Source organism: Aeromonas sp. QDB30, from assembly GCF_027707645.1.
Classification (GTDB): Bacteria; Pseudomonadota; Gammaproteobacteria; order Enterobacterales; family Aeromonadaceae; genus Aeromonas; species Aeromonas caviae.
Map to the genome: position 1 here is coordinate 1 of NZ_JAPCIY010000068.1, position 22,722 is coordinate 22,722.

Genomic DNA, 22,722 nt, shown 5'->3' on the forward strand with positions numbered 1-22,722 from the left:
CTCAGAAGTGAAACGCTGTAGCGCCGATGGTAGTGTGGCATTCGCCATGCGAGAGTAGGACACTGCCAGGCACCCAACACGAGAAACCCCGCTCATCTGAGCGGGGTTTTTTATTGCCTGAAATTCACGTTATCCATCCATATCTGGTTGATTTACCACCACGATTGCATCGTTATACAACCTGATCAGCGCAGGGAAGCTCCATGTTGACTATCCCGTCTTCCAGCTGAATATCGATCTTGAAACCGAGCCGTTTGGCCAGATTGATCATGCCGCGATTGCTGGGCATGGTCATGCCAGAGAGCTGGCCTATGCCACGCTCTCTGGCGTAGCGCACGATCTTTTCCATCATCAACTTGCCGAGTCCGAGCCCTTTCAAGTCTGAGCGGACCAGGATGGCAAACTCCGCATCCGATTGATCCGGGCTGGCAATGGCTCGCACCACTCCCAGGATCTGCTGGCTGAAAGGGCCGTCCTGACCCACGGCGACGAAGGCCATTTCCCGGTCATAATCGATCTGGGTCATGCGGGCCAGCTCCTCATGCCCCAGCTCCCCCACGTCGGCGAAAAAGCGTTTGTACCTGTCTTCATCAGACACCTGCCGCACGAACTGCTTGTGGGCCGGCTCGTCTTCGGGGCGGATGGGGCGCAGCAGTACATGACTCTGATCTTTCAGCCAGGCACCCTCTTCCAGCTCGGTGGGATAGGGGCGAATGGCCAGTGGCAGCACTTGTTGTCCTCGCTCTGCCAGGACGAGCCGGGCATCCAGGATCACCATCTCTTCACCACAGGCCTGCAGCGGGTGCAGATCCAGTTCTTGTATCTCGGGGAAGGCCAGCAGCAGCTCGGAGAGCTGGCACAGCACCTGGCCGAGGGCGTCGATATCGAGCCGTACTGGACTGGCCTGCTCGCGGATCTTGCCATCCTTGAAGGCACCAATGATCTGGTAGCGAGCCAGTGCCTGGTTGAGGGGAGGAAGGGCCGCGACCATCTCGCGGGGCTCGACACCCGACTCCCCGAGCAGGATGACGGGACCGAAAACCGGATCCTGCTGCAAACGGATCCGCAGCTCCAGACCCCCGCTGCGGCGTGCCATGCGTTGTACTAGAAGCCCTTCTATGCGGGCGCCAGGGTCGTGCTGACGTACCCTGTCCAGAATGGCATCCGCCGCTTGGGCGACTTCCGCCGAGGTGCGCAGGTTCAGCATGACACCGTGTACATCGGATTTGTGGGCGATGTCGGGAGATCGCAGCTTCACCGCTACGGGGTAGCCAATCTGTTCTGCAGTCAGTGCGGCCTCGATGGCATCGGAAACGATCCAGGTCGCGAGGGTGGATAGCCCGGCTGCCTGCAAGATGGGGTGGGCCAGATGGGTATCCAGTACCCGCTGCTGGCGGTCCAGCGCTTGCCCAAGGAGCTGCTGGCAGCGCTCGACATCGAGCCTGTCGCCCTGCAGGGAGGCCGGGGTTTCCATCAACTGCTTCTGGTTGCGGCGATATTCCACCATGTGCATGAAGGCCGTGACGGCGCTTTCCGGGGTGCGATAGGTCGGGATGCCCGCCTCGTTGAACAGGCGTCTCCCCTCCTGGGCGGAGTATTCGCCTGCCCAGTTGGTCAGGATGTTGAATCGTCTGGCCCTGGGATGCTGCTTGATGAAGTCGATCAGGCTGCTGGCGAGGGTGACGCCTCGGGCGGTGAGGGACGGTGCATGGATCAGCAGGATGGCATCGGCACCGTCCCCTTGGAGCAGCGTCTCGAGTGCACTCTTGTAGGCCTCGATATCTGCATCGCTGCCGATGTCGAGGGGTGGCATCGCCAGCTTGCCTCCCCGAGACAGCAGTACGTCTGCGGCCATGTTGGCGAGGCCGCGCCCGTTGGAGAGGATGGCGAGCCGCTCCCCCTTGAGGGTCAGGGAGTGGCTCAGGGTCTCGACAGTGGCAAACAGTTCGTGGGTATCCCGGACGCGCAGCATGCCAGCCCGGCGGATGGCGGCATCATAGACATTGTCGAGACCGTTGGCCGGGTCGTGCCGACCGCTCTTGAGGATCAGGATGGGTTTGTTGCGCGAGGCGGCACGGGCGGCGGAGAGAAAGTGCCTGGCATCGTGCAGCTTGTCCATGTAGATCAGGATGGCGCGGGTCGTCCCGTCCCGGGAGAGCTGATCCAGCAGTTGGCCAAAGTCGATGTCGCAATGATCGCCCAGGGAGATGAAGGCCGAGAAGCCGATTTCGCGCTGCTTGGCCCAATCCAGGATGGTGGTGCTGACCGCTGCCGACTGGGAGAGAAACGCCACCTGTCCCGGAGTCGCTGCAATGGGGGAAAAGCTGGCGTTGATACCCTGCCCGGGGAGCAGCATGCCCATGCTGTTGGGGCCGAGCAGCCGGATGCCGTATTGCTGGCACAGATGCTTGAGCCGCAGGCGCTCGTCAGTGGAGAACTGGGCGGCCAGTATGATGGCGGCTCCGGTTCCTTTCTTGCCGAGCTCCTCGATGAGCGGCAGTACCCGTTCGCGCCGGGTACAGACGATGGCGAGATCGGGGGAGAGGGGAAGGCTCTCTATGTCCGGATAGGCGAGCACGCCAGCGATGGCCTGGCTGCGGGGGGCTACGGGTAGTATAGGGCCCTGGAACTGACCCGCCAGCAGGTGCCGGATGACCACATGGCCTGCTTTCTGCGGATCACTGGAGGCGCCGATGACGGCGATCGAGTGAGGTTTGAAGAGCCGATCCAGGCCGCTTTGTTTCATGGGCACTCCTCGTGGTGGCCCCCGGGGCGAGGGGGACGGATGGTGCCAGTCTAATACGCTTTGCGTGCGGGTACTGTGACCGATTGCGGATCACGATCTGGCCAGTGCGCTGGCGCGCAGATAAAAGCGCAGCTCCCCCTGAATGCATTGCACCGTGGCGAGGTGCCTGTCCTGGAGATAGATCTCCTGCTCCCGATCGAGTTCATGGCGCTGGACCCCGAGGCTTTGCAGATATTCTGCGAACAGGATGGCACTGCGGATTTCGACAAGATGCTGGCTCACGCTCTATTCCTTGATGGTGGCTGGATGGTGCCGGCCAGTGTCCCCTCTTCTCCCCCACTTTCATACTGATACATTTGACACTCACTGTGGCTCTGACGCCTGCCGGATCAGCGAAGGCCTCCCTGGCCGCGTGCGGTGTCCCAGAAGGCGCGGATCAGCGGCTCTTCCAGCCGCTTCTTGAGCACGGCGATGCCGACGTCGAACGCCTTGAGCGCCGGTTTGGGCTCGACCACACGCACCTTGTCCCCCATGGGGCTGTGATCGATGACGGCGGCAGGCACGACACCCACACCGAAGCCGAGGGCCACCATGGCGACGATGCCCTCGTTGCCCGCCACTTCTGCATAGATGTTGGGAGCTATCCCCTTGTTGCGAAACCATTGATCACAGCGCTTTCGGGCCAGCCCCTGTTCGGAGAGGATCAGCGGCAGGCGCTCCCAGTCAGGTTCACCCAGGGGGAACCACTGACCCTGCTGGGGGGCATTGCGGGGGGCGATGAACACCAGAGGGACTTGTTGCAGGCTGGCGAATTCCAGCTTGGACGAGAGCGCATCCGGCCTCGCTGCGATGGCGAGATCGGCTTCGTCAGCCAGGATCTTGTCCACTGCCAGTGCCGGGTCGCCGGTCTCCAGCTTGATCTCCAGCTGGGGATAACGGCGGCGAAAGCGCTCCAGTACTTCGGGCAACAGAAAGTAGCTGGCGGTGACCGAACAGAAGACCCGCAACCGCCCTTGCAGCGGCTCGTCGCTGCGCTTGAGCTCCTGTTTGAGTTGGCGCCACTCCTGCAGCAAGGCACCGCCAAACTCCCGCAGCTTGTCACCAGCAGGGGTGAGCCGCACCGAGCGGTTGTCCCGCTCGAACAGCACGCAGCCGGTCTCCTGCTCCAGTCGCTGGATGGCGCGGCTCAGGGTGGAGGGGCTGACCGCCATGGCATCGGCGCTTTTGCCGAAGTGGAGGGAGTCGGCGAGGTGGAGAAACAGTTCGAGATTGCGAAGGTCCATCTTTTTATTCCTGCGGCGTTGTCAGGCGCCCTGTAGCACGATGGCTCGGCGGCGGGAGATTGCGGGAAATCACATTTCAATTCCTGCAACGTACTGTTTCGAATATATCAGTTCAGGCAATAAGTGTCCCGCGCTATAGTGGTTTCGACAACGCCGCTATCCGGCATGGAATCAATCGAACGGAGCAATCACCATGGCTAACTATTTCAACACCTTGAACCTGCGTCAGCAGTTGGCCCAGCTGGGCAAGTGTCGTTTCATGCAGCGCGAAGAGTTCGCGGACGGCTGCAACGTGCTGAAGGGCAAGAAGGTGGTGATTGTGGGCTGTGGCGCCCAGGGCCTGAACCAGGGTCTGAACATGCGCGACTCCGGGCTGGACATCTCCTACGCCCTGCGCAAGGCCGCCATCACCGAGAAGCGCGCCTCCTGGCAGAAGGCCACCGACAACGGCTTCGTGGTCGGTACCTATGAAGAGCTGATCCCGACCGCCGATCTGGTGCTGAACCTGACTCCGGACAAGCAGCACTCCGACGTCGTCAAAACCGTGATGCCGCTGATGAAGCAGGGCGCCGCTCTGGGCTACTCCCACGGCTTCAACGTGGTGGAAGAGGGTCAGCAGATCCGTTCCGACATCACCGTCGTGATGGTGGCGCCCAAGTGCCCGGGTACCGAAGTGCGTGAAGAGTACAAGCGCGGCTTCGGCGTACCGACCCTGATCGCCGTCCACCCGGAGAACGATCCCCAGGGTGAGGGCATGGCCATCGCCAAGGCGTGGGCCTCTGCTACCGGTGGCGACCGTGCCGGCGTGCTGGAATCTTCCTTCGTCGCGGAAGTGAAATCCGACCTGATGGGCGAGCAGACCATTCTGTGCGGCATGCTGCAGGCCGGTTCCCTGCTCTGCTACGACAAGCTGGTTGCCGAGGGCACCGACCCGGCCTATGCCGGCAAGCTGATCCAGTTCGGCTGGGAGACCATCACCGAGGCCCTGAAGCAGGGCGGCATCAGCTTGATGATGGACCGTCTCTCCAACCCGGCCAAGCTGCGTGCCTTCGAGCTCTCCGAGCAACTGCGCACCCTGATGCGTCCGCTGTTCGAGAAGCACATGGATGACATCATCGCCGGCGAGTTCTCCCGCGGCATGATGGCTGACTGGGCCGAAGACGATGCCAAGCTGTTCGGCTGGCGCGAAGAGACCGGCAAGTCCGCCTTCGAGAATGCCCCTGCCTATGCCGGCAAGATCGCCGAGCAGGAGTACTTCGACAATGGCGTGGTCATGGTGGCCATGGTCAAGGCGGGTGTCGAGCTGGCGTTCGAAACCATGGTGGCCTCCGGCATCTATGAAGAGTCCGCCTACTACGAGTCTCTGCACGAGTTGCCGCTGATCGCCAACACCGTCGCCCGCAAGCGTCTGTACGAAATGAACGTGGTCATCTCCGATACCGCGGAGTACGGCAACTACCTGTTCGCCAACGCCGCCGTGCCGCTGCTGCGCGAGCACTTCATGCCGACTCTGCAAGCAGGGGACCTGGGCAGTGCCCGTGCCGAGAGCAAGGCGGTGGACAACCTGGCCTTGCTGGCTGCCAACGAAGCGACCCGCAACCACCCGATCGAGAAGATCGGCCAGACCCTGCGTGGTTACATGAAGGACATGAAGCGTATTGCCGTCGGCGGTTAAGCCTTCGCTGAGCGGCATCGGAAGGGGCGGGGATGACGATCCCCGTTACTGGCTGGCTTAGACACCTGGCCTGTCGTCCGGATGATGCAAACAGACAGATTGAAGCCTATAAAAAAGCCCCGCTCATCGAGCGGGGCTTTTGCATTCTGGAGGGCGGGAGCAATCAGACCTTCCAGGCTTTCCAGGTGTTGATCAGGCCGTTGGTGGAGCCGTCGTGGCTGGTGACGGCCTCATCGGTGCCCAGCTCCGGCAGGATCTTGTTGGCCAGCTGTTTGCCCAGCTCCACACCCCACTGGTCGAAGGAGAAGATGTTCCAGATTGCGCCCTGTACGAAGATCTTGTGCTCGTACATGGCGATCAGGGAGCCGAGGGTTTTCGGGGTCAGCTGCTTGAACAGGATGGAGTTGGTCGGGCGGTTGCCTTCGAACACCTTGAACGGCACCAGATCCTTGACTTGCTCCAGCGTCTTGCCGGCGGCCAGGAACTCGGCCTCCACCGCTTCCTTGCTCTTGCCGAAGGCCAGGGCTTCGGTCTGGGCGAAGAAGTTGGCCAGGAGCTTCGGATGGTGGTCACCGATGGGGTTATGGCTGATGGCCGGCGCCAGGAAGTCGCAGGGGATCAGCTTGGTGCCCTGATGGATCAGCTGGTAGAAGGCGTGCTGGCCGTTGGTGCCCGGCTCACCCCAGATGATGGGACCGGTCTGGTAGTCAACCGGATGGCCGTCGCGATCCACGTACTTGCCGTTGGACTCCATGTTGCCTTGCTGGAAGTAGGCAGGGAAGCGATGCATGTACTGATCGTACGGCAGGATGGCTTCGGACTCGGCACCATGGAAGTTGTTGTACCACAGGCCGATCAGGGCCAGCAGTACGGGCACGTTCTGCTCATAGGCGGCAGTGGCGAAGTGCATGTCCATCTCGAAGGCGCCTTGCAGCAGGGCCTCGAAGTGCTCGAAGCCGAGGGAGAGGGCGATGGGCATGCCGATGGCGGACCAGGAGGAGTAACGGCCGCCGACCCAGTCCCAGAACTCGAACATGTTGTCGGTGTCGATGCCGAACTCGGCCACGGCCTTGCCGTTGGTAGACAGGGCGGCGAAGTGCTTGGCCACGTGAGCCTTGTCACCGGCGTGACCGAGGAACCAGTCGCGGGCGGTCAGGGCGTTGGTCATGGTCTCCTGGGTGGTGAAGGTCTTTGAGGCCACCAGGAACAGGGTGGTTTCCGGATCGATCTTCTTGAGCGTCTCGGCGATGTGGGTGCCGTCGACGTTGGAGACGAAGTGCATCTCCAGGTGATTCTTGTAGGGGCGCAGGGCCTCGGTGATCATGACGGGGCCCAGATCGGAGCCACCAATGCCGATGTTGACCACGTGCTGGATGGCCTTGCCGGTATAGCCCTTCCACTCGCCACCGATGACCTTCTCGCAGAAGCCCTTCATCTTGGCCAGTACGGCGTTCACTTCCGGCATCACGTCCTTGCCGTCAACCTCGATGGGACGGTCGGAGCGGTTGCGCAGGGCGGTGTGCAGTACGGCGCGCCCTTCGGTCATGTTGATCTTGTCGCCGTTGAACATGGCGTCGATGGCGCTGCGCAGATCGGTCTCGCCAGCCAGGTTCACCAGCAGCTTGAGGGTCTCTTCGGTGATCAGGTTCTTGGAGTAGTCGACCAGGATGTCGCCACCGAAGGTGAGGGAGAACTTGTCAAAACGCTTGGGATCCTGTGCGAACAGATCCTTGAGACGCATCTCCTTGTTGGCTGCAAAATGGGCTTCCAGTGCCTGCCAGGCCTGGGTCCGGGTTGGATTGATATTTTTCATAGGATTATCAGTCTTCCAAGTTGTGTTTGAACCTTGCAGGCAAGGCTCCCGCCAAACCTTATTATGCGAGCATTATACCGGGCACTCCGTGCGCCCCGTGTAACAGAGCATTACCAATTGTCTGCAACGAGGGAGTGTACAACCAAAACAGTGCGATTATGAGTCACCCAGTACCCCGGGATCTTGCGTTCGCGCATGCTTGTTCGGGTTGAAAAGGCTTTCATTTCAAGGGGAGCACGGCCGTGGCTCTGGAAAGCTGGCGTGACAGATAAAAGGGTATTCAACAGACGCTCATCGGACGGTTTTTTGAGCAGACGCAAATGGCGGGCAACAGACGCTGGCTACCATATGAGCCGAATGGACGAGATCTCCCAGGGATGGCCAAGGTATGGAATCAATGGTGTGGAATGAGGAGATCGAGATGAAAGCCCTGTTATCCCTGTTTGCCCTGAGCCTGATCGCCACCGGCCTCATCGGCTTGCTGACCCTGACGCTGGCCAATGCGGCGCCGACGCTGGAGATCCGCGTGATGGTGGTGATCGGAGCCGTGCTGGGGGGCTATGTGCTGATGCAGCCCCTGCTCAACCGGGTTGCACGCCGGCTGGGGTGAGAACGCGGTGCGACCTGGTGCGCAAGACCGGCCTGTGGCCGGTTTTTTCATGTCACAGAAGGCAGAAACGACAGTGCCAGCCCGAAGGCTGGCACTGGAGAACGTACACCGAGGATCAATCCGCCGTCTTCTGCATGTGAACCACACGCTGGGGGAAGGGGATCTCAATGCCCTCGGCGTCGAAGGTGAGCTTCACCTTCTCGTGGAAGTCGAACCAGACACCCCAGTAATCACCGGTCTTGACCCAGGGACGCACCACGATGTTGACTGAGGAGTCGGCCAGCGCGGCAACGGCAATGGTGGCTGCCGGCTCCTTCAGGATGCGGGGCTCTTCGCTCACCAGCCGCTCCAGGATCTGTTTGGCCTTGCGGAGATCCGAGCCGTAGCCGATGCCGAAGGTCATGTCGACGCGGCGGGTATCCATGCGCGAGTAGTTGACGATGGTGCCGTTGAGGATGGCGGAGTTGGGCACTACCACCATCTTGTTGTCACCCGAGGTGAGGGTGGTGGTGAAGAGCTGGACCGATTGCACCACGCCATTGGTGCCTGCCACCTCGATAAATTCCCCTGCCTTGATGGGGCGGAAGATGATGAGCAGGAAACCGGCGGCAAAGTTGGAGAGAGAGCCCTGCAGCGCCAGACCGATGGCCAGACCGGCGGCACCGATAATGGCGACGAAGGAGGCGGTCTGCACCCCGACCCGGCCCAGGGCGGCGATCACCACGAACACCAGGATGGTGTATTTGAGGATGCTGCCGACGAAGTGGGTAACGGTGGTGTCCAGCTTGCGGGTCTGCATCACCTTGACCACGCCACCGCTGAGAAGGTTGGCTGCAATGTAACCGACCAGCAGGGTGATCAGGGCGGCGGCGATGTTGACCGCATACTCGATGATCAGCCCCTGGTTGTTGGTCAGCCAGGTCTGTGCTTCGGTAATGATCTCGGGTTCCATAGGATGTCCTGTTGGTGTGAAGATTTATGGCAGATGAATGTAACACTTGAGCGCGACAAGCTGGGTCGCATCTGGTGCTTGTCTCTTCTTTTGTGCCACAAAAAGCAAGGGAGGCCAAGGCCTCCCGTTTTGTCACAACCCTGCTGGCGCAGGAGCGCATCGAATGTACGCACTCAGCTTTGCAGCAGCTGGCTGCGGATAAACTGCCACTGATCTTCAAACCCGGCAGTGGGTTTGATTTTGAGCTCGGAGCAGACGTGCATTGGTTGATGCGGTCTGCTGGCTCAGCTTTGCAGCAGCTGGCTGCGGATAAACTGCCACTGATCTTCAAACCCGGCAGTGGGCTTGATTTTGAACTCGGAGCGGACGTGCATTGGTGGATGCGGTCTGCTGGCTCAGCTTTGCAGCTGCTGGCTGCGGATGAACTGCCACTGATCTTCAAACCCGGCGGTGGGTTTGATTGTGAGCTCGGAGCAGACGTGCATTGGTTGATGCGGTCTGCTGGCTCAGCTTTGCAGCAGCTGGCTGCGGATAAACTGCCACTGATCTTCAAAGCCCNNNNGGACGTGCATTGGTTGATGCGGTCTGCTGGCTCAGCTTTGCAGCAGCTGGCTGCGGATAAACTGCCACTGATCTTCAAACCCGGCGGTGGGCTTGATTTTGAACTCCGAGCGGACGAACTGGCTGATGCGGCCCTCGGTATAGGCCAGCAGCAGGTTGGCCAGCATGGTCTCGTCGAGCTGGAAGCCCTGGCCTTCCCGCAGCCGTTTCTCGCGCAGTACCTGCTTGATCTGGGTCTCCAGCTTGTCGAACAGGATGCTGATGCGATCACGCAGCCGATCGTGTTCGCCCAGCAGGGCATCGCCATTGAGAATGCGGGTGATGCCGGGGTTGCGCTCGGCGAACACCAGCAGCAGCTGCAGTATGTGATGGCAGCGGGACATGGTGTCCTTCTCTTCGGCCATGATCAGGTTGACCCGTGACAGCAGGGAATCCTCGATAAAGTCGATCAGCCCCTCGAACATCCTCGCCTTGCTGGGAAAATGCCGGTAGAGGGCCGCCTCGGACACGCCCACCTCGGCCGCGAGGCGTGCCGTGGTGATGCGCTGGCCCGGGCTGGTTTCCAGCATGTGGGCGAGTGCCTGCAGGATCTGATCGCGCCGACTCTGTTTCTGGTTACTGCTTGCCATGGATTCCCCTAAAAAAACAATGGCTTGATTCTATTATTTGGCACGTGCCCCAGGGGGCCGTGTGGTCTTGTTATTGGCGACCAGAAGAACCAAACCCGCCTTCACCCCGTTCACTCTGATTGAATTCGTCGACCAGCTGGAAGCTGGCCTGTACCACCGGCAGGATCACCAGCTGGGCGATGCGCTCGCCAGGCTGCATGGTGAAGCTGTCGTTGCCACGGTTCCAGACCGAGACCATCAACTGACCCTGGTAGTCGGAGTCGATGAGGCCGACCAGGTTGCCCAGCACGATGCCGTGCTTATGGCCGAGGCCGGAGCGGGGCAGGATGGTGGCGCACAGACCCGGATCCTGGATGTGAATGGCCAGCCCGGTCGGCACCAGCGTGGTGTCGCCCGGGGCCAGGGTCAGCGGGGCATCCAGCAGGGCGCGCAAGTCCATGCCAGCGGAGCCCGGTGTGGCGTAGGCGGGCAGCGGGAAGTCGGTGCCGATGCGGGCATCCAGGATTTTCAGTTCAATTTGTGTCGTCATGAATCTTTTTCAATTGGATCGCCTGGCGATCGGGTGGTACTGCAGGAGCCTGGGGCTCCCGGCATGTTCAATGGGCTCAGGGTCGATAATGGCGTGCAATCAGGGCGACAAGATGACGGGCGAGCGTCAGCTTATCGGCCAGGGGCAGGGCGGCTTGACCCCCTTGCCAGAAGACGGTCAGGGCGTTGTCATCGGCATTGAAGCCCTGGCCTGCACGGGACACATCGTTGGCGGCGATCATGTCCAGCCGCTTACGTCGAAGTTTGTCGAGGGCGTATTGTTCCACATCCACGGTTTCGGCGGCAAATCCGACGGTGAAGGGTTTGTCTGACAACGCCCCCACATCGGCGATGATGTCGGGGTTTTTGACCAGGGTCAGCTGCATCTGGTCGTTGTCGCTGGTCTTCTTGATCTTTTGCTCGGCCACCTGGGCGGGACGGTAGTCGGCGACGGCAGCGCAGCCGATAAAGAGGTCGCACTCACCGACCCGGCTCATCACTGCTTCGTGCATCTGCAGGGCACTCTCCACATCGATGCGGGTAACGCCGGCCGGGGTGGTCAGTGCCACCGGGCCGCTCACCAGGGTCACCTCCGCGCCCGCTTCGCGCGCGGCGCGGGCGATGGCGTAGCCCATCTTGCCGGAGCTGTGGTTGCTGATATAGCGCACCGGATCGAGCGCCTCGCGGGTCGGCCCGGCGGTGAGCAGCAGCCTGACGCCTGCCAGGAGCGGTTCGGCGGCGAGCTGCTGGCAGCAGCGTTCCACCAGTTCCAGGGGATCCAGCATCCGGCCCGGGCCCACGTCGCCGCAGGCCTGGCTGCCGGAATCCGGCCCCCACAGCTGAATGCCGCGCTCGGCGAGGGTCTGGAGGTTGGCCTGGGTGGCGGCGTTGCGGTACATCTGCTGGTTCATGGCTGGCGCCAGGGCGATAGTCGCCGGGGTGGCAAGGCAGAGGGTGGTGAGCAGCTCGTCCGCCATGCCGGCGGCCATGCGGGCCATCAGGTTGGCGCTGGCGGGGGCGATCAGCACCAGATCGGCCCACTTGGCCAGCTCGATGTGGCCCATGCCCGCCTCGGCAGCCGGGTCCAGCAGACTGTCGGCCACCGGGTGGCCTGAGACGGCTTGCAGGGTCAGCGGGGTGATGAACTCCTTGGCGGAGCGGGTCATCACCACTCGCACCTCGGCCCCCTGATCTTTCAGGCGACGTACCAGTTCGGCACTCTTGTAGGCGGCGATCCCGCCACTGACACCCAACAGGATGCGTTTATCGGCCAATCTCATCTGCTGCTTCTCTTCCGGCTCACTCTGACTGGTCGGCTAAGATAGCACAGGCAATGGGTGGCGACAGAGGCTGACATGGGGGAGTTGTGGTCGGGCTCGCGGGATTCTTTGCTATGTTTTCTCTCAATAGCCATGAGGGAGAGACAAATGAGCATCAAGGAGTGGCCGGAAGAGGAGCGCCCGAGGGAAAAGCTGCTGCGCCGAGGGGCGGCGACGCTCTCCGATGCCGAACTGCTGGCCATCTTCTTGCGCACCGGGGTCAGTGGGTTGAGTGCGGTGGATCTCTCCCGCCAGTTGTTGCAGCAGTTTGGTTCCCTGCGGGCACTGCTGGGAGCCGAGCAGCAGGATTTTTGTGGCGCTCACGGGCTGGGACCTGCCAAGTATGCCCAGTTGCAGGCGGTACTGGAGATGGGGCGGCGCCATCTGGCCGAACAGTTGCAACGGGGAGAGGCGCTCACCTCGCCCGGGCTTACCCGTGACTTTCTGCAAGCCCAGTTGCGGGATCGGGGGAGGGAGGTGTTCGCCCTGCTGCTGCTCGACAACCAGCACAGGGTCATCCGGTTTGTCGAACTTTTTTACGGCACCCTCGACTCGGCGAGCGTCTGGCCCAGAGAAATCGTGCAGATCGCGCTCAAACATAATGCAGCCGCCGTGATTCTGGCGCATAATCACCCGTCCGGCGTGGCCGAGCCCAGTCGGGCGGACCGCCAGATCACGGATCGGATCCTGGCCGCCCTGGCCCTGGTCGATATCAGAGTGCTTGATCACCTGGTGATCGGTGATGGCATCACGGTTTCTTTCGCAGAGCGTGGTTGGTTGTGACTGGGCTCTGGCACTGTATTAGTTGATCTTTGATCACGGATGCTGTATAAAATGCCGCCTTCTGTTTGCCCCGCAATCGAAGGCCAGCGGGGCAGATATTTGCTCGAGCAATGAAGTAAGATTTGGAGAGACTGACATGTCTAGAGTATGCCAAGTAACCGGCAAGCGCCCGGCAGTTGGTAACAACCGTTCGCACGCTAACAACGCTACCAAGCGTCGTTTCCTGCCGAACCTGCACACTCACCGTTTCTGGGTTGAGAGTGAAAAACGCTTCGTGAGCCTGCGCGTATCCGCAAAAGGCATGCGTATCATCGACAAGCGCGGCGTTGAAGTGGTTCTGGCTGAACTGCGTGCCAGCGGCGTTAAGGTATAAGGAATTAGATCATGGCTAAAGGTATTCGCGATAAGATTCGCCTGAACTCCAGCGCCGGTACTGGTCACTTCTATACCACTACCAAGAACAAGCGCACCATGCCCGAAAAAATGGAGATCAAGAAATTTGATCCCGTGATTCGTCAGCATGTGATCTACAAAGAAGGCAAAATCAAGTAATTACTTGGTTTCGCTGCAAAAACCCGGCCTCGTGCCGGGTTTTTTTATGGCTGGAATTCAGTACACTGCCGATTCGAAGGGAGGCTAGCCATGTTCAAACTGAGCCGCAAAGGCTGGAACAACGTGATCATCGTGGTCGTGTTGATCGTCATTACCCTGTTGCACCGACTGGAGCAGGCCCAGCAGGAGAACAGTGCCAAACGCGTGCGTCCGCTGTTGCCGGAGAGCACCGTGGTGCTGACCTGGCAGGGGCCGAGCTGGCAGATAGAGCGTATCGGCCAGGGCTGGCGCAGCGTGCCGGATCTGGGGCTTGGCAGCGCCCAGCTGGCGGCCCGCATCGAGATGTGGCAAGGCTGGCTGCTGCCCCCCGGCGAGCCCGTGCGCGGCACCCCGGTGACCCTCAAGATCTGGATCGCCGGACAGAGCGATCCGGTGGAAGTCGGGCTCTATCAGGACGACGGCAAGTTTGCCGCTCTGCTGCCCTCCTCGACCTGGCTCAGCCTGAGTCAGGCGCAATACCGTGACCTGATGCGTCCCATTCCCTGAACGAGAGATCGCCCATGCCTGAATTACCGGAAGTCGAAGTCAGCCGCCAGGGCATCTCCCCCTGGCTTACCGGCATCAAGGTGACCCGCGTGGTGGTGCGGGACGGCCGCTTGCGCTGGCCCGTGCCCGGCGAGATCCAGGAGCTGGTGGATCTCGTCATCCACCGGGTCAGCCGCCGCGCCAAATACCTGTTGCTGGAGACCGACTTCGGCACCGCCATCCTCCATCTCGGGATGTCCGGCAGCCTGCGGGTGCTGGACATCGGCACCCCGGCCGAGAAGCACGATCACGTGGATATCGAGCTGGCCAACGGCAAGCTGCTGCGGCTCAACGATCCGCGCCGTTTTGGCGCCCTGCTGTGGACCCGCGAACCGGCCGAGGCCCATGCCCTGCTCGCCAAGCTGGGGCCGGAACCCCTCACCGATGCCTTCCATGCCGATTACCTGCGGGAGAGGGCGAAGGGGCGCAGCACCGCCATCAAGCAGTTCCTGATGGACAACCACGTGGTGGTCGGGGTGGGCAACATCTACGCCAACGAGGCGCTCTATGCCGCCGGCATTCATCCAAGGCGGGCGGCGGGCAACATCAGCGCCGAGCGGCTGGGCACCCTGGTGAGCGAGATCAAGCGGGTGCTGGCCGAAGCCATTCGCCAGGGAGGCACCACCCTCAAGGATTTCACCAGCGCCGACGGCAAGCCGGGCTATTTCGTGCAGCAGCTGCAGGTTTACGGCCGTGGCGGCCAGCCCTGTTTCCACTGCCACACCCTGCTCACCGAAGTGAAGATGGGCCAGCGAACCACGGTGTTCTGCTCCCACTGCCAACGCTGAAAGTGGGATTTTTGAGCCGGAACCGGCCAAGTTGTAAGAGAGTATTTCCGGTCTGTTGAAGCGGCGTCAGCCCATGACTACTATCTCGCCAGTTCAGGCTGCGAGGTAATAAAATGACAGCTAAATCAATAGACTGGGAACATTTATCCCGGCAGGGGCACTATTGTGCCCACGATATGGCCCGCTTCCTCTATCCCGAAGACAGCGCCCGCAAGACCTTCAATCGCGGCAAGTTTTTGCTGCGCAGTCTGCTCTACCGTGCGCAGTTGAACCGGGTGTTCGAGCTGTTCCAGAGCGCCCCCCTGCGGGCGCTTCCCGCCCGCCACCCCGAGCTGCTCGACAAGCCGATGCGCCCCTATCGCTTCGCCTGCTCGACGGTGAACCAGCGGGTCAAGATGGTGGAGGATCACTACCGCCTGCTGCTGGGCCTGTACCCCGAGCTCATCGACCCGCTCTATCTGGGGGAGGGGATAGTGCTGGGCCATTATCCCGATGGCGGCTGGCGCATCGTGCTGCGTCACGACGGCACCTTCCGCCGGGAGGCGGAGCTGGCGCTCTCCATCGTCAACGCGCGGGGGGAGCGACTCTACAGCTGTGCCTTCTCCCTGGCGGGCAACGAACAGGAGTTGGCCCTGGTGATCGGGTCGGTGCAGGGGCCAGAGCCCTGTGTCGAGCAGCCCCAGGAGCAGGTGCGGGCATTGACCCGGGCGGGTCAGGGTCTGAGACCCAAGTCGCTGGTGGTGATGCTGGTGATGGCGCTGGCCGGGGCCATGGGCGCCCACCGGGTCTGTGCGGTGCGCATGGAGGCCCACATCTTCCAGGCAAGACGGTACAGCAAGAAGAAGAAAGCCTGCCTGCAGGCGGACTACGACGAGCTGTGGCAGGAGTTTGGCGCCCTCGATCAGGACGCCAACTTCGTGCGGCTGCAACCCGTTGTGCGCAAGCCGCTGGAGGAGATCGCCTCCAAGAAGCGGGCCATGTACCGGCGCCGTTACGAGTGGCTCGATCAGCTGGAGCTGGCGATCCGCCAGCAGTTTGCCCACAGCTAGGCGTGCAGTGCGTTGATGCAACCAGGGCTACCCGCGGGTAGCCCTTGTTCGTTTCTGCCCATCAGGGGAGGGGATTAGCGCTGCTGCTTGGCGGCAATGGCCTGAGCCACCAGGGGGTCGACGAATTGGTGGATGTCACCTCCGTGCAGCGCCACCTCCTTCACCAGGGTGGAGGAGATGAAGGAGTTCTCCTCCGCCGGGGTGAGGAAGACGCTCTCCAGGGTGGGCATCAGGCGACGGTTCATGTTGGCGAGCTGGAACTCGTATTCGAAGTCGGAGACGGCGCGCAGGCCGCGGATCAGCACGTTGGCCTGCTGCTCCCTGGCAAAATCCACCAGCAGGCCGGAGAAGCCCACCACCTTGACGTTGGGCAGGTGAGCCGTCACCTGCCTGGCCAGCTGAACGCGCTCCTCGAGATCGAACAGCGGCCGTTTGCTCGGGCTGTTGGCCACTCCGACCACCACCTCGTCGAACAGTCTGGCGGCGCGGCCAATGAGATCGGTATGGCCGTTGGTGATGGGATCGAAGGTGCCGGGATAGATTACCTTGTTGGTCATGCTGCTGATTCCTGAAACCGGAAAACTGGTCGCATTATAGGGGCTGTTGCCGGTTTGTCGCGACCGGGATGGCGCGGATTTCGGGCGCTGATCGGCGGCCGGGGTCGCACAAATCGGAGCCCCGTGGCGTCTTCGCTTGAGAATCGCCCTGCATCAGGCAAGAATACCCGCATCGCGCATCAAGCCTCCTTCGCTGGTGACAGGGAGCATAGGGATTTTTTATGAAACGTATTCTGGTAGTCCGCAATGACAAGATTGGTGACTTCATGCTGGCGTGGCCGAGCTTTGCCATGCTCAAGCGCTCCATGGAGTGTCATGTGACTGCCCTGGTTCCCGCCTACACGGCGCCCTTGGCCCGCCTCTGCCCCTGGATCGACGAGATCATCCTGGATCCGGGTGCCCGGGCCGACAAGGAGCAGCAACGCGCCCTGCTGGCGCGCATCAAGGCGGCCGCCTTCGATGCCTCCATCTGCCTCTTCTCCAACACCCGCAATGCCAAGCTGGTGTGGAAGGCGCACATTCCCTACCGGCTGGCCCCGGCCACCAAGCTGGCCCAGGTGCTCTACAACCAGCGCCTGGTGCAGCGCCGCTCCCGCTCCCAGAAGCCGGAGTACGAATACAACCTGGATCTGGTGCGCCGCTTCCTCGCCGATCAGCATCAGACCGTGGTGGAGCCACAAGGACCCTACCTCGGCTTCGACCCCGAGAGCCTGCTGCAGGTGCGCGAGCAGGTCGCCGCCCGTCTCAGGCTCGACGCCAGCCGCCCCTGGCTGATGGTGCATGCGGGCAGCGGCGGCTCGGCCAACAACCTCTCCATCGAGCAGTACTCGCGCCTCATCATCAAGCTCAACCAGGCCTGTCCCGAGTTGCAGTGCGTGTTGACGGCAGGGCCGGGGGAGGAGGGGAAGGCGGAGCAGTTGGCGGCCGAACTGCTGGCCCATGGGGGCAACGGCTGGATCTATCGCTCCGACGAGGGGCTGCCGAAGTTCTGCCAGGTGATGGCCAACGCCGCCCTGTTCGTGGCGGGCAGCACGGGGCCCCTGCACATCGCTGCGGCCATGGACGTGCCGACCGTCGGCTTCTTCCCGGCACACCGTTCGGCAACGCCGCTGCGCTGGCGGCCGCTCAACGGCGAGGGGCGCCATCTGTCCTTCAGCCCGCCGGAAGACAGCGACCACCCGGAGGACATGAGCCAGCTCGATCCCAAGGCGATGGCGGCAGAGATCGCCCGCTGGGCGCAGCCCTTCTGGTGCGCCGAGCGCTGAGAGCGCACACAGAACATACAGACAGGGCCCCGCAGGGCCCTGTCTTGTATGGGGATGCGCCTTACTGGCAGGCCAGCCTACCGGACGTGGTCCCCGACAGCCCCCTTGACGGGCCGGCCCGGGCCCCGGGCAGGGGAAACCTGTCGGTATAAGCCGGAGTCGGGTCATGTTGCCAATATCCATGCATTCGGCTTATAGCGGCCAGTTTTCGTCCGTGGCGCCCGGGTTTGCGCCGTGAGCGGCCCCGCGAGGGCTGCGCCGATCCCTGGCCATGGGGTTTGCCCCTCGTCTCGCTGGAACAAGGGGTGAGTCATGAATGAGATCTGTGGGGCGATGCCCTATTTCGGCTGCTGGGGCTGCTGGCGAACCCAGAGATCGGCGTATTTGACGAAGGTGGAGTGGGCGGAGAGGATGGCCAGCAGCAGGCCCTGCTTGCCGTCGAGGAAACCGGCCTTGAGCAGGTACATCTTGAGGAAGCAGCCGACGGCGTGGACCAGCCCCTGGCCGAGGGATCCCTTCTTGCCGCGGGCGGTGCGCTGATCGGCCCATGCGCGGGCATAGCCGGCGGATTTGACCAGGTAGTGTTCCAGATCCCGGTAGGTGTAGTGGAGGAGGTCGCCCTGCAGGTTGACGATCTTCATGTTGGCGCGCACCTCCACCTTCTCGTGTACCAGCGCTTCGTTGTAGCCGGTCAGCGCCTTGGGGTAGAGGCGCAGCACCCGATCCGGGTACCAGCCGCTGTGGCGGATGAAGCGACCGAACACCCAGGAGAGGCGCGGGATGGAGTAGATGGTGTCGCTGGCCGGGTTGGCCATGACCCCCTGGATGGCTTCCCTGAGTTCGGGGGTGAGCCGCTCGTCCGCGTCCAGCCACAGCACCCACTCCGACTGGACATGGGACTGGGCGAGGCGGCGCTGACGGCCGAAACCGGGCCAGGTGGTGTTGACGAAGAAGCGGGCGCCAAATTCGGCGGCGATGGCCGGGGTGTCATCCTGACTGCCGGAGTCGAGAATGACGATTTCATCCGCCAGGCCTTCGAGGGAGGCGAGGCAGGCACGGAGGTTGTCGGCTTCGTTCTTGACGATCAGGACGGCCGCCAGGGTCGGTTTTTTCACAGGCAAGGGACTCTTGTTGGTGCCCGGCGGGCGGGTCATGCTCGGATTGGCGCCCATTCTAGCCTAAAACCCCGCGCGGGGCATGACCCGAGGGCCCGGTGGGCCCGCTTTTGAATGCGGGGGAAGGGAGATCTCTGCTACCCGGCAGTCGGTGGCCCAGGGCACGCCGTGTCCGGGTCGAAGAGGGCCTCAGGAGGGATGCGCGGGGGAGCAGATCCTGCCAGGGAGGCATTTTGCGGGAGCAGACGGGTATCTTCTGTTATTTCTTCGGCCTTTCTTGGGGCATAATCTCGCCCAGTAACGATCAACAGCCGGGCCAGTCCCGAGAGAAGACGCGCGATGAAGATATTGGTGATCGGCCCCTCCTGGGTCGGCGACATGGTGATGTCCCAGAGCCTCTACAAGGCGCTCAAGAGCAACCACCCGGGCAGCGAGCTCCATGTGATGGCGCCGGCCTGGTGCGTTGCGCTGCTGGAGCGCATGCCCGAGGTGGACAAGGCCATCCCCATGCCGCTTGGCCACGGTGACTTCAAGCTGGGGGCACGCCGCCGCCTTGGCAAGCAGCTGGCCGCCGAGCAGTACGATCAGGCCATCATCCAGCCCAATTCCATGAAGTCGGCCCTCATCCCCTGGTTTGCCAGGATCCCGGTGCGCACCGGCTGGAAGGGGGAGCACCGCTTCGGTCTGCTCAACGACATGCGCAGCAACAAGCAGGCCTTTCCGCTGATGGTGGAAGGATATGTGGCTCTGGCCTATCCCAAGGGGCAGATGAAGAGTCGGGACGACATTCCCGCTATTCCCCATCCCTCCCTGCACGTGGATCTCATCAACCAGGGCAAGGCGCTGGAGCGGCTCGGCCTGAATCGTGCTCGCCCCGTGCTGGTGCTCTGTCCGGGGGCCGAGTTCGGCCCGGCCAAACGCTGGCCGGAAGGGCACTACGCCGTGGTGGCGCAAAAGCACCTCGACGAGGGGTGGCAGGTGTGGATCTTCGGCTCGGGCAAGGACGTGGACGTGGCCAACACCATCCGCGATCGGATCAACCCCCTGTCGCGCCCCAACTGCCACGTGCTGGCGGGCAAGACCAGCCTGCACGAGGCGATCGATCTGATGGCGCTGGCCGGTCGGGTCATCGCCAACGACTCGGGCCTGATGCACGTGGCGGCCGCCCTCAACCGGCCGCTGATCGGCGTCTACGGCTCCACCTCGCCCCTCTATACCCCACCGCTGGCGGACAGGGTCGAGATCGTCCACACCGACATCGAGTGCCGCCCCTGCTTCAAGCGCACCTGCAAGTTCGGCCACCTCAAGTGCCTGATCGAGCTGATGCCGGAACAGGTCATCGAGGCGGGAAATCGGCTGGAGCGTGGGGAAACGGCAGATCTGACCATAGTGCTGCAGCCGGTGGAATCCTCCGCTGCTGAACCAGGTAATAGCTAGCATGATCTACCGGTTGCTCTACAACCTGCTGATCCACCTGGGGTTGCCCCTGGCGCTGCTGGCGCTCTACAAGCCCAAAAAAGGCAAGCCCGGCTTCGGGGCGCGCTGGGCCGAGCATCTGGGACAATTGCCGCCGACCGGACAGGAGGCTCCCCTCTGGATCCATGCGGTGAGCGTGGGGGAGACCCTGGCTATCACCCCCTTCATCCGCGCCCTCAAGGCCGAGCGCCCCGAGCTGCCCATCCTGCTCACCACCACCACCCGCACCGGCGCCGAACAGGCTGCCAAGCTCGGGGATCTGGTGGTGCACCGTTATGCGCCTCTCGACTACCCCTGGGCCGTCTCGGCGTTTCTGAGCACCGTCAAACCCCGCGCCCTCTGGGTGATGGAGACCGAGCTGTGGCCGAACTGGCTGGCGGCCTGCGAGGCACGCCACCTGCCGGTGACCATCCTCAATGCCCGCCTCTCGGAGCGATCCTGTCAGCGCTATGGTCGCTTCCAGGGCGCCTTCGATGCCCTGAACCGCCCGCTGACCCACCTGCTGTGCCAGCATCAGGACGATGCGGATCGCTTCCATCGGCTGGGGATAGGGCGCAACCGACTGGCGGTGACCGGCTCCATCAAGTTCGACATCCAGTTTGGCGACGAGGTACAGGCCAGGGGCCGTGCCCTGCGCCAGCAGCTGGGGGAGGCACGACCTGTCTGGATCGCCGCCAGTACCCACCAGGGGGAAGACGAGCAGGTGCTGGCCGCCTTCGATCGGGTACTCAAGGTCCATCCCTTCGCCCTGCTGATCCTGGTGCCGCGCCATCCCGAGCGTTTCGATCGGGTGGCCGAGCTGTGCGCCCCCTACGGTTGCGTGCGGCGTACGGCGGGCAGTGCGGTCGGCGAGAGCGACAAGATCTACCTGGGTGACACCATGGGCGAGCTGCCACTGATGCTGGCGGCGGCGGATCTCGCCTTTGTCGGTGGCAGCCTGGTGCCCGTGGGCGGTCACAACCTGCTGGAACCGGCGGCGCTGGGCAAACCCTGCTTGACCGGCCCCGTCTATTTCAACTTCAGCGACATCACCCGCCAGCTGGTGGCCCAGGGTGGCGCGGCCGTGGTGGCGGACGCCGAGGCGCTCGGCCACCGGGTGAGTACCCTGCTCGGCGATGCCCCTGCTCGCCGCGAGATGGGGGAGCAGGCCCGCGCCGTGGTGCTGCGCAATCAGGGGGCGCTGGCGCGCACCCTCTCCCATTGCCTCGCCAGCCTGGAAAGTGACGACTGAGGCGGGGCGGCGTGGTGGCCGCCCCGCCAGCATGTCTGCCAAACCCCGGGAGACAATCCGCGCCTCTTTCCTTTATGCTCTGCCCTTTGCCCCTGACCCTGTGATGCTCCGATGAACCGCGCTCCCCTGCTGTTGATGATACTGGTCACCCTGCTGGCCGCCGCTGGCTGGCTCTTCTCGAAAGAGGCGATTCGTGAACTGCCCACCGCCGCCTTTATCGGCAGCCGCTTCCTGCTGGCCGCCCTGCTGCTGTTGCCGCTCGCCTGGTTGCGCGAGCCGCCCCCCAGTGGCTCACAACTGCTGCGTGCCGCCGGGTGCGGCACCTTGCTCGGGGCCAGCCTGCTGTTCTGGGTTACCGCCATCAGCCAGAGCGATGCGCTCGGCAGCGGCGCCTTCATCATGAGCGTGGCCACCCTGATGGCGCCGCTCGCCGCCTGGGCCGCCTTCAAGGCCAGACCCGGCCGCCACTACTGGTTGACTCTGCCCGTGGCCGTCGCGGGTCTGCTGTTGCTCTCCAGCAGCACCCACTGGGGTGTGTCGCTCTCCCTGTTCTGGTTTCTGGCGGCGGCCGCCACCCTGGGGGTCCAGCTCGCGGTGCACCGCCATTTCGCCCAGTCCATCCCCCCTACCTGGCTCACCTGCATCCAGTTGGCGGTGACCGGACTGCTCGGCACCCTGCTCTCCCTGCTGACCGAGCAGTGGCCCGCCAGCATCGGCACTGGTATCTGGGGCTGGTTTGCGGCCAGCGTCCTGATCGCCACCACATTGCGCTACTGGCTGCTCACCCACGCCCTGAGCCGGATGACCACGGCCCACGCCGCCCTGCTGATGCTGCTCGAACCGGTCTGGACTCTTATCCTGAGCACCCTCTTCTATGACGAACCCCTGGGCTCCGCCAAGCTGGCCGGCGCCGGCCTGGTGCTGGGCGCCCTGGTGCTCTACCAGCTTCCCCTGCTGCTGCGCAGCCGAAGGCTGAAGTCACCGGTCTAGCCTGCGCGGGTGGGGGATGCATAGAAAAGAAGGAGAGGGTCTGCATGGCAGACCCTCTTTGCGTGATGGTACATGTCGGGCTCCCTTTGCTAGGGGTTGCCATCAGTCAAGCGGCTGAGCGCTGCGGGAAACGAGCATAAAAAAGGTTCATCGCGGCTTTCCGGGGAAGGCCGCCTTGATTTTCAGAAAAAAGTATTCTGAGTCCCTAAATCCAT

The 22,722-nt window shown here is 62.7% G+C and carries 22 protein-coding genes and 1 pseudogene; 12 read left to right on the forward strand and 11 right to left on the reverse strand.

Features of this window, described 5'->3' with window-relative positions:
* Window positions 1-172: 172 nt before the first annotated feature.
* From PG896_RS16780 to ilvY, 3 genes are all read right to left on the reverse strand, one after another.
* Window positions 173-2,746 (reverse strand): bifunctional acetate--CoA ligase family protein/GNAT family N-acetyltransferase, encoded by a 2,574-nt coding sequence (locus PG896_RS16780; protein ID WP_053287979.1) that lies wholly within the window; start codon window positions 2,744-2,746, stop codon window positions 173-175.
* A gap of 90 nt (window positions 2,747-2,836) precedes the next feature.
* The gene (locus PG896_RS16785) at window positions 2,837-3,028 is read right to left on the reverse strand and encodes a hypothetical protein (RefSeq protein ID WP_010676124.1); all 192 of its coding nucleotides are present in this window, start codon (window positions 3,026-3,028) and stop codon (window positions 2,837-2,839) included.
* A gap of 107 nt (window positions 3,029-3,135) precedes the next feature.
* On the reverse strand, window positions 3,136-4,029 hold the full coding sequence (ilvY, locus tag PG896_RS16790) for an HTH-type transcriptional activator IlvY (RefSeq protein WP_048209637.1): 894 nt from the start codon (window positions 4,027-4,029) through the stop codon (window positions 3,136-3,138).
* Between the two features lie 193 nt (window positions 4,030-4,222).
* On the opposite strand from ilvY, the gene ilvC reads away from it, so the two are divergent.
* Window positions 4,223-5,704 carry a ketol-acid reductoisomerase gene (gene ilvC, locus PG896_RS16795; protein ID WP_039041087.1) on the forward strand — a complete coding sequence of 494 codons (1,482 nt, stop codon included), beginning with the start codon at window positions 4,223-4,225 and terminating at the stop codon, window positions 5,702-5,704.
* A 163-nt stretch (window positions 5,705-5,867) separates the two neighbouring features.
* Here ilvC and pgi read toward each other — a convergent pair whose 3' ends face one another.
* Window positions 5,868-7,517, reverse strand: a complete 1,650-nt coding sequence (gene pgi / locus PG896_RS16800) for a glucose-6-phosphate isomerase (protein ID WP_270835970.1) — start codon at window positions 7,515-7,517, stop codon at window positions 5,868-5,870.
* Between the two features lie 421 nt (window positions 7,518-7,938).
* Here pgi and PG896_RS16805 point away from each other — a divergent pair, with 421 nt between their 5' ends.
* Window positions 7,939-8,127 carry a hypothetical protein gene (locus PG896_RS16805; RefSeq protein WP_053288183.1) on the forward strand — a complete coding sequence of 63 codons (189 nt, stop codon included), beginning with the start codon at window positions 7,939-7,941 and terminating at the stop codon, window positions 8,125-8,127.
* 115 nt (window positions 8,128-8,242) lie between these two features.
* Here PG896_RS16805 and PG896_RS16810 read toward each other — a convergent pair whose 3' ends face one another.
* The 5 genes and pseudogenes from PG896_RS16810 to coaBC all read right to left on the reverse strand — a co-directional run bounded on the left by PG896_RS16810 (window position 8,243) and on the right by coaBC (window position 12,077).
* Window positions 8,243-9,079, reverse strand: a complete 837-nt coding sequence (locus tag PG896_RS16810) for a mechanosensitive ion channel domain-containing protein (protein ID WP_039040993.1) — start codon at window positions 9,077-9,079, stop codon at window positions 8,243-8,245.
* 284 nt (window positions 9,080-9,363) lie between these two features.
* Window positions 9,364-9,447: pseudogene (locus PG896_RS16815) on the reverse strand (nucleoid occlusion factor SlmA); the annotation flags it as partial.
* A 225-nt stretch (window positions 9,448-9,672) separates the two neighbouring features.
* Window positions 9,673-10,269 (reverse strand): nucleoid occlusion factor SlmA, encoded by a 597-nt coding sequence (slmA, locus tag PG896_RS16825; protein WP_005307475.1) that lies wholly within the window; start codon window positions 10,267-10,269, stop codon window positions 9,673-9,675.
* A 70-nt stretch (window positions 10,270-10,339) separates the two neighbouring features.
* A complete protein-coding gene (dut, locus tag PG896_RS16830) occupies window positions 10,340-10,798 on the reverse strand; it encodes a dUTP diphosphatase (protein ID WP_010676116.1) in 459 nt (152 codons plus the stop codon).
* Between the two features lie 76 nt (window positions 10,799-10,874).
* Window positions 10,875-12,077: a bifunctional phosphopantothenoylcysteine decarboxylase/phosphopantothenate--cysteine ligase CoaBC gene (gene coaBC / locus PG896_RS16835; RefSeq protein ID WP_053287981.1), complete on the reverse strand. Its 1,203-nt coding sequence runs from the start codon at window positions 12,075-12,077 to the stop codon at window positions 10,875-10,877.
* Between the two features lie 147 nt (window positions 12,078-12,224).
* On the opposite strand from coaBC, the gene radC reads away from it, so the two are divergent.
* The 6 genes from radC (at window position 12,225) to PG896_RS16865 (ending at window position 15,873) form a co-directional block, all read left to right on the forward strand.
* A complete protein-coding gene (gene radC, locus PG896_RS16840) occupies window positions 12,225-12,899 on the forward strand; it encodes a RadC family protein (protein ID WP_039040991.1) in 675 nt (224 codons plus the stop codon).
* 136 nt (window positions 12,900-13,035) lie between these two features.
* Window positions 13,036-13,272 carry a 50S ribosomal protein L28 gene (gene rpmB / locus PG896_RS16845; protein WP_005307492.1) on the forward strand — a complete coding sequence of 79 codons (237 nt, stop codon included), beginning with the start codon at window positions 13,036-13,038 and terminating at the stop codon, window positions 13,270-13,272.
* A gap of 11 nt (window positions 13,273-13,283) precedes the next feature.
* Window positions 13,284-13,451 carry a 50S ribosomal protein L33 gene (gene rpmG, locus PG896_RS16850; RefSeq protein WP_005323752.1) on the forward strand — a complete coding sequence of 56 codons (168 nt, stop codon included), beginning with the start codon at window positions 13,284-13,286 and terminating at the stop codon, window positions 13,449-13,451.
* A gap of 90 nt (window positions 13,452-13,541) precedes the next feature.
* Window positions 13,542-13,997, forward strand: a complete 456-nt coding sequence (locus tag PG896_RS16855) for a hypothetical protein (RefSeq protein ID WP_053287982.1) — start codon at window positions 13,542-13,544, stop codon at window positions 13,995-13,997.
* 14 nt (window positions 13,998-14,011) lie between these two features.
* Complete coding sequence (mutM, locus tag PG896_RS16860; RefSeq protein WP_010676112.1) at window positions 14,012-14,824, forward strand: bifunctional DNA-formamidopyrimidine glycosylase/DNA-(apurinic or apyrimidinic site) lyase; 813 nt, start codon at window positions 14,012-14,014, stop codon at window positions 14,822-14,824.
* Window positions 14,825-15,000: 176 nt separating this feature from the next.
* Window positions 15,001-15,873: a VirK/YbjX family protein gene (locus PG896_RS16865; RefSeq protein WP_104454984.1), complete on the forward strand. Its 873-nt coding sequence runs from the start codon at window positions 15,001-15,003 to the stop codon at window positions 15,871-15,873.
* Window positions 15,874-15,947: 74 nt separating this feature from the next.
* On the opposite strand, the gene coaD is transcribed toward PG896_RS16865, so the two are convergent.
* Window positions 15,948-16,430, reverse strand: a complete 483-nt coding sequence (gene coaD / locus PG896_RS16870; protein WP_043153322.1) for a pantetheine-phosphate adenylyltransferase — start codon at window positions 16,428-16,430, stop codon at window positions 15,948-15,950.
* Between the two features lie 221 nt (window positions 16,431-16,651).
* Here coaD and PG896_RS16875 point away from each other — a divergent pair, with 221 nt between their 5' ends.
* Window positions 16,652-17,695: a glycosyltransferase family 9 protein gene (locus tag PG896_RS16875; protein WP_053287983.1), complete on the forward strand. Its 1,044-nt coding sequence runs from the start codon at window positions 16,652-16,654 to the stop codon at window positions 17,693-17,695.
* A 338-nt stretch (window positions 17,696-18,033) separates the two neighbouring features.
* On the opposite strand, the gene PG896_RS16880 is transcribed toward PG896_RS16875, so the two are convergent.
* On the reverse strand, window positions 18,034-18,810 hold the full coding sequence (locus tag PG896_RS16880) for a glycosyltransferase family 2 protein (protein WP_010676108.1): 777 nt from the start codon (window positions 18,808-18,810) through the stop codon (window positions 18,034-18,036).
* A gap of 339 nt (window positions 18,811-19,149) precedes the next feature.
* Here PG896_RS16880 and waaF point away from each other — a divergent pair, with 339 nt between their 5' ends.
* From waaF to PG896_RS16895, 3 genes are all read left to right on the forward strand, one after another.
* Window positions 19,150-20,247: a lipopolysaccharide heptosyltransferase II gene (gene waaF, locus PG896_RS16885; protein WP_053287984.1), complete on the forward strand. Its 1,098-nt coding sequence runs from the start codon at window positions 19,150-19,152 to the stop codon at window positions 20,245-20,247.
* Between the two features lies 1 nt (window position 20,248).
* Window positions 20,249-21,517, forward strand: coding sequence for a lipid IV(A) 3-deoxy-D-manno-octulosonic acid transferase (waaA, locus tag PG896_RS16890; RefSeq protein ID WP_041212004.1), 1,269 nt, complete (start codon window positions 20,249-20,251; stop codon window positions 21,515-21,517).
* A 111-nt stretch (window positions 21,518-21,628) separates the two neighbouring features.
* Window positions 21,629-22,507, forward strand: a complete 879-nt coding sequence (locus PG896_RS16895; protein ID WP_053287986.1) for a DMT family transporter — start codon at window positions 21,629-21,631, stop codon at window positions 22,505-22,507.
* The last annotated feature ends 215 nt before the right edge of the window (window positions 22,508-22,722 follow it).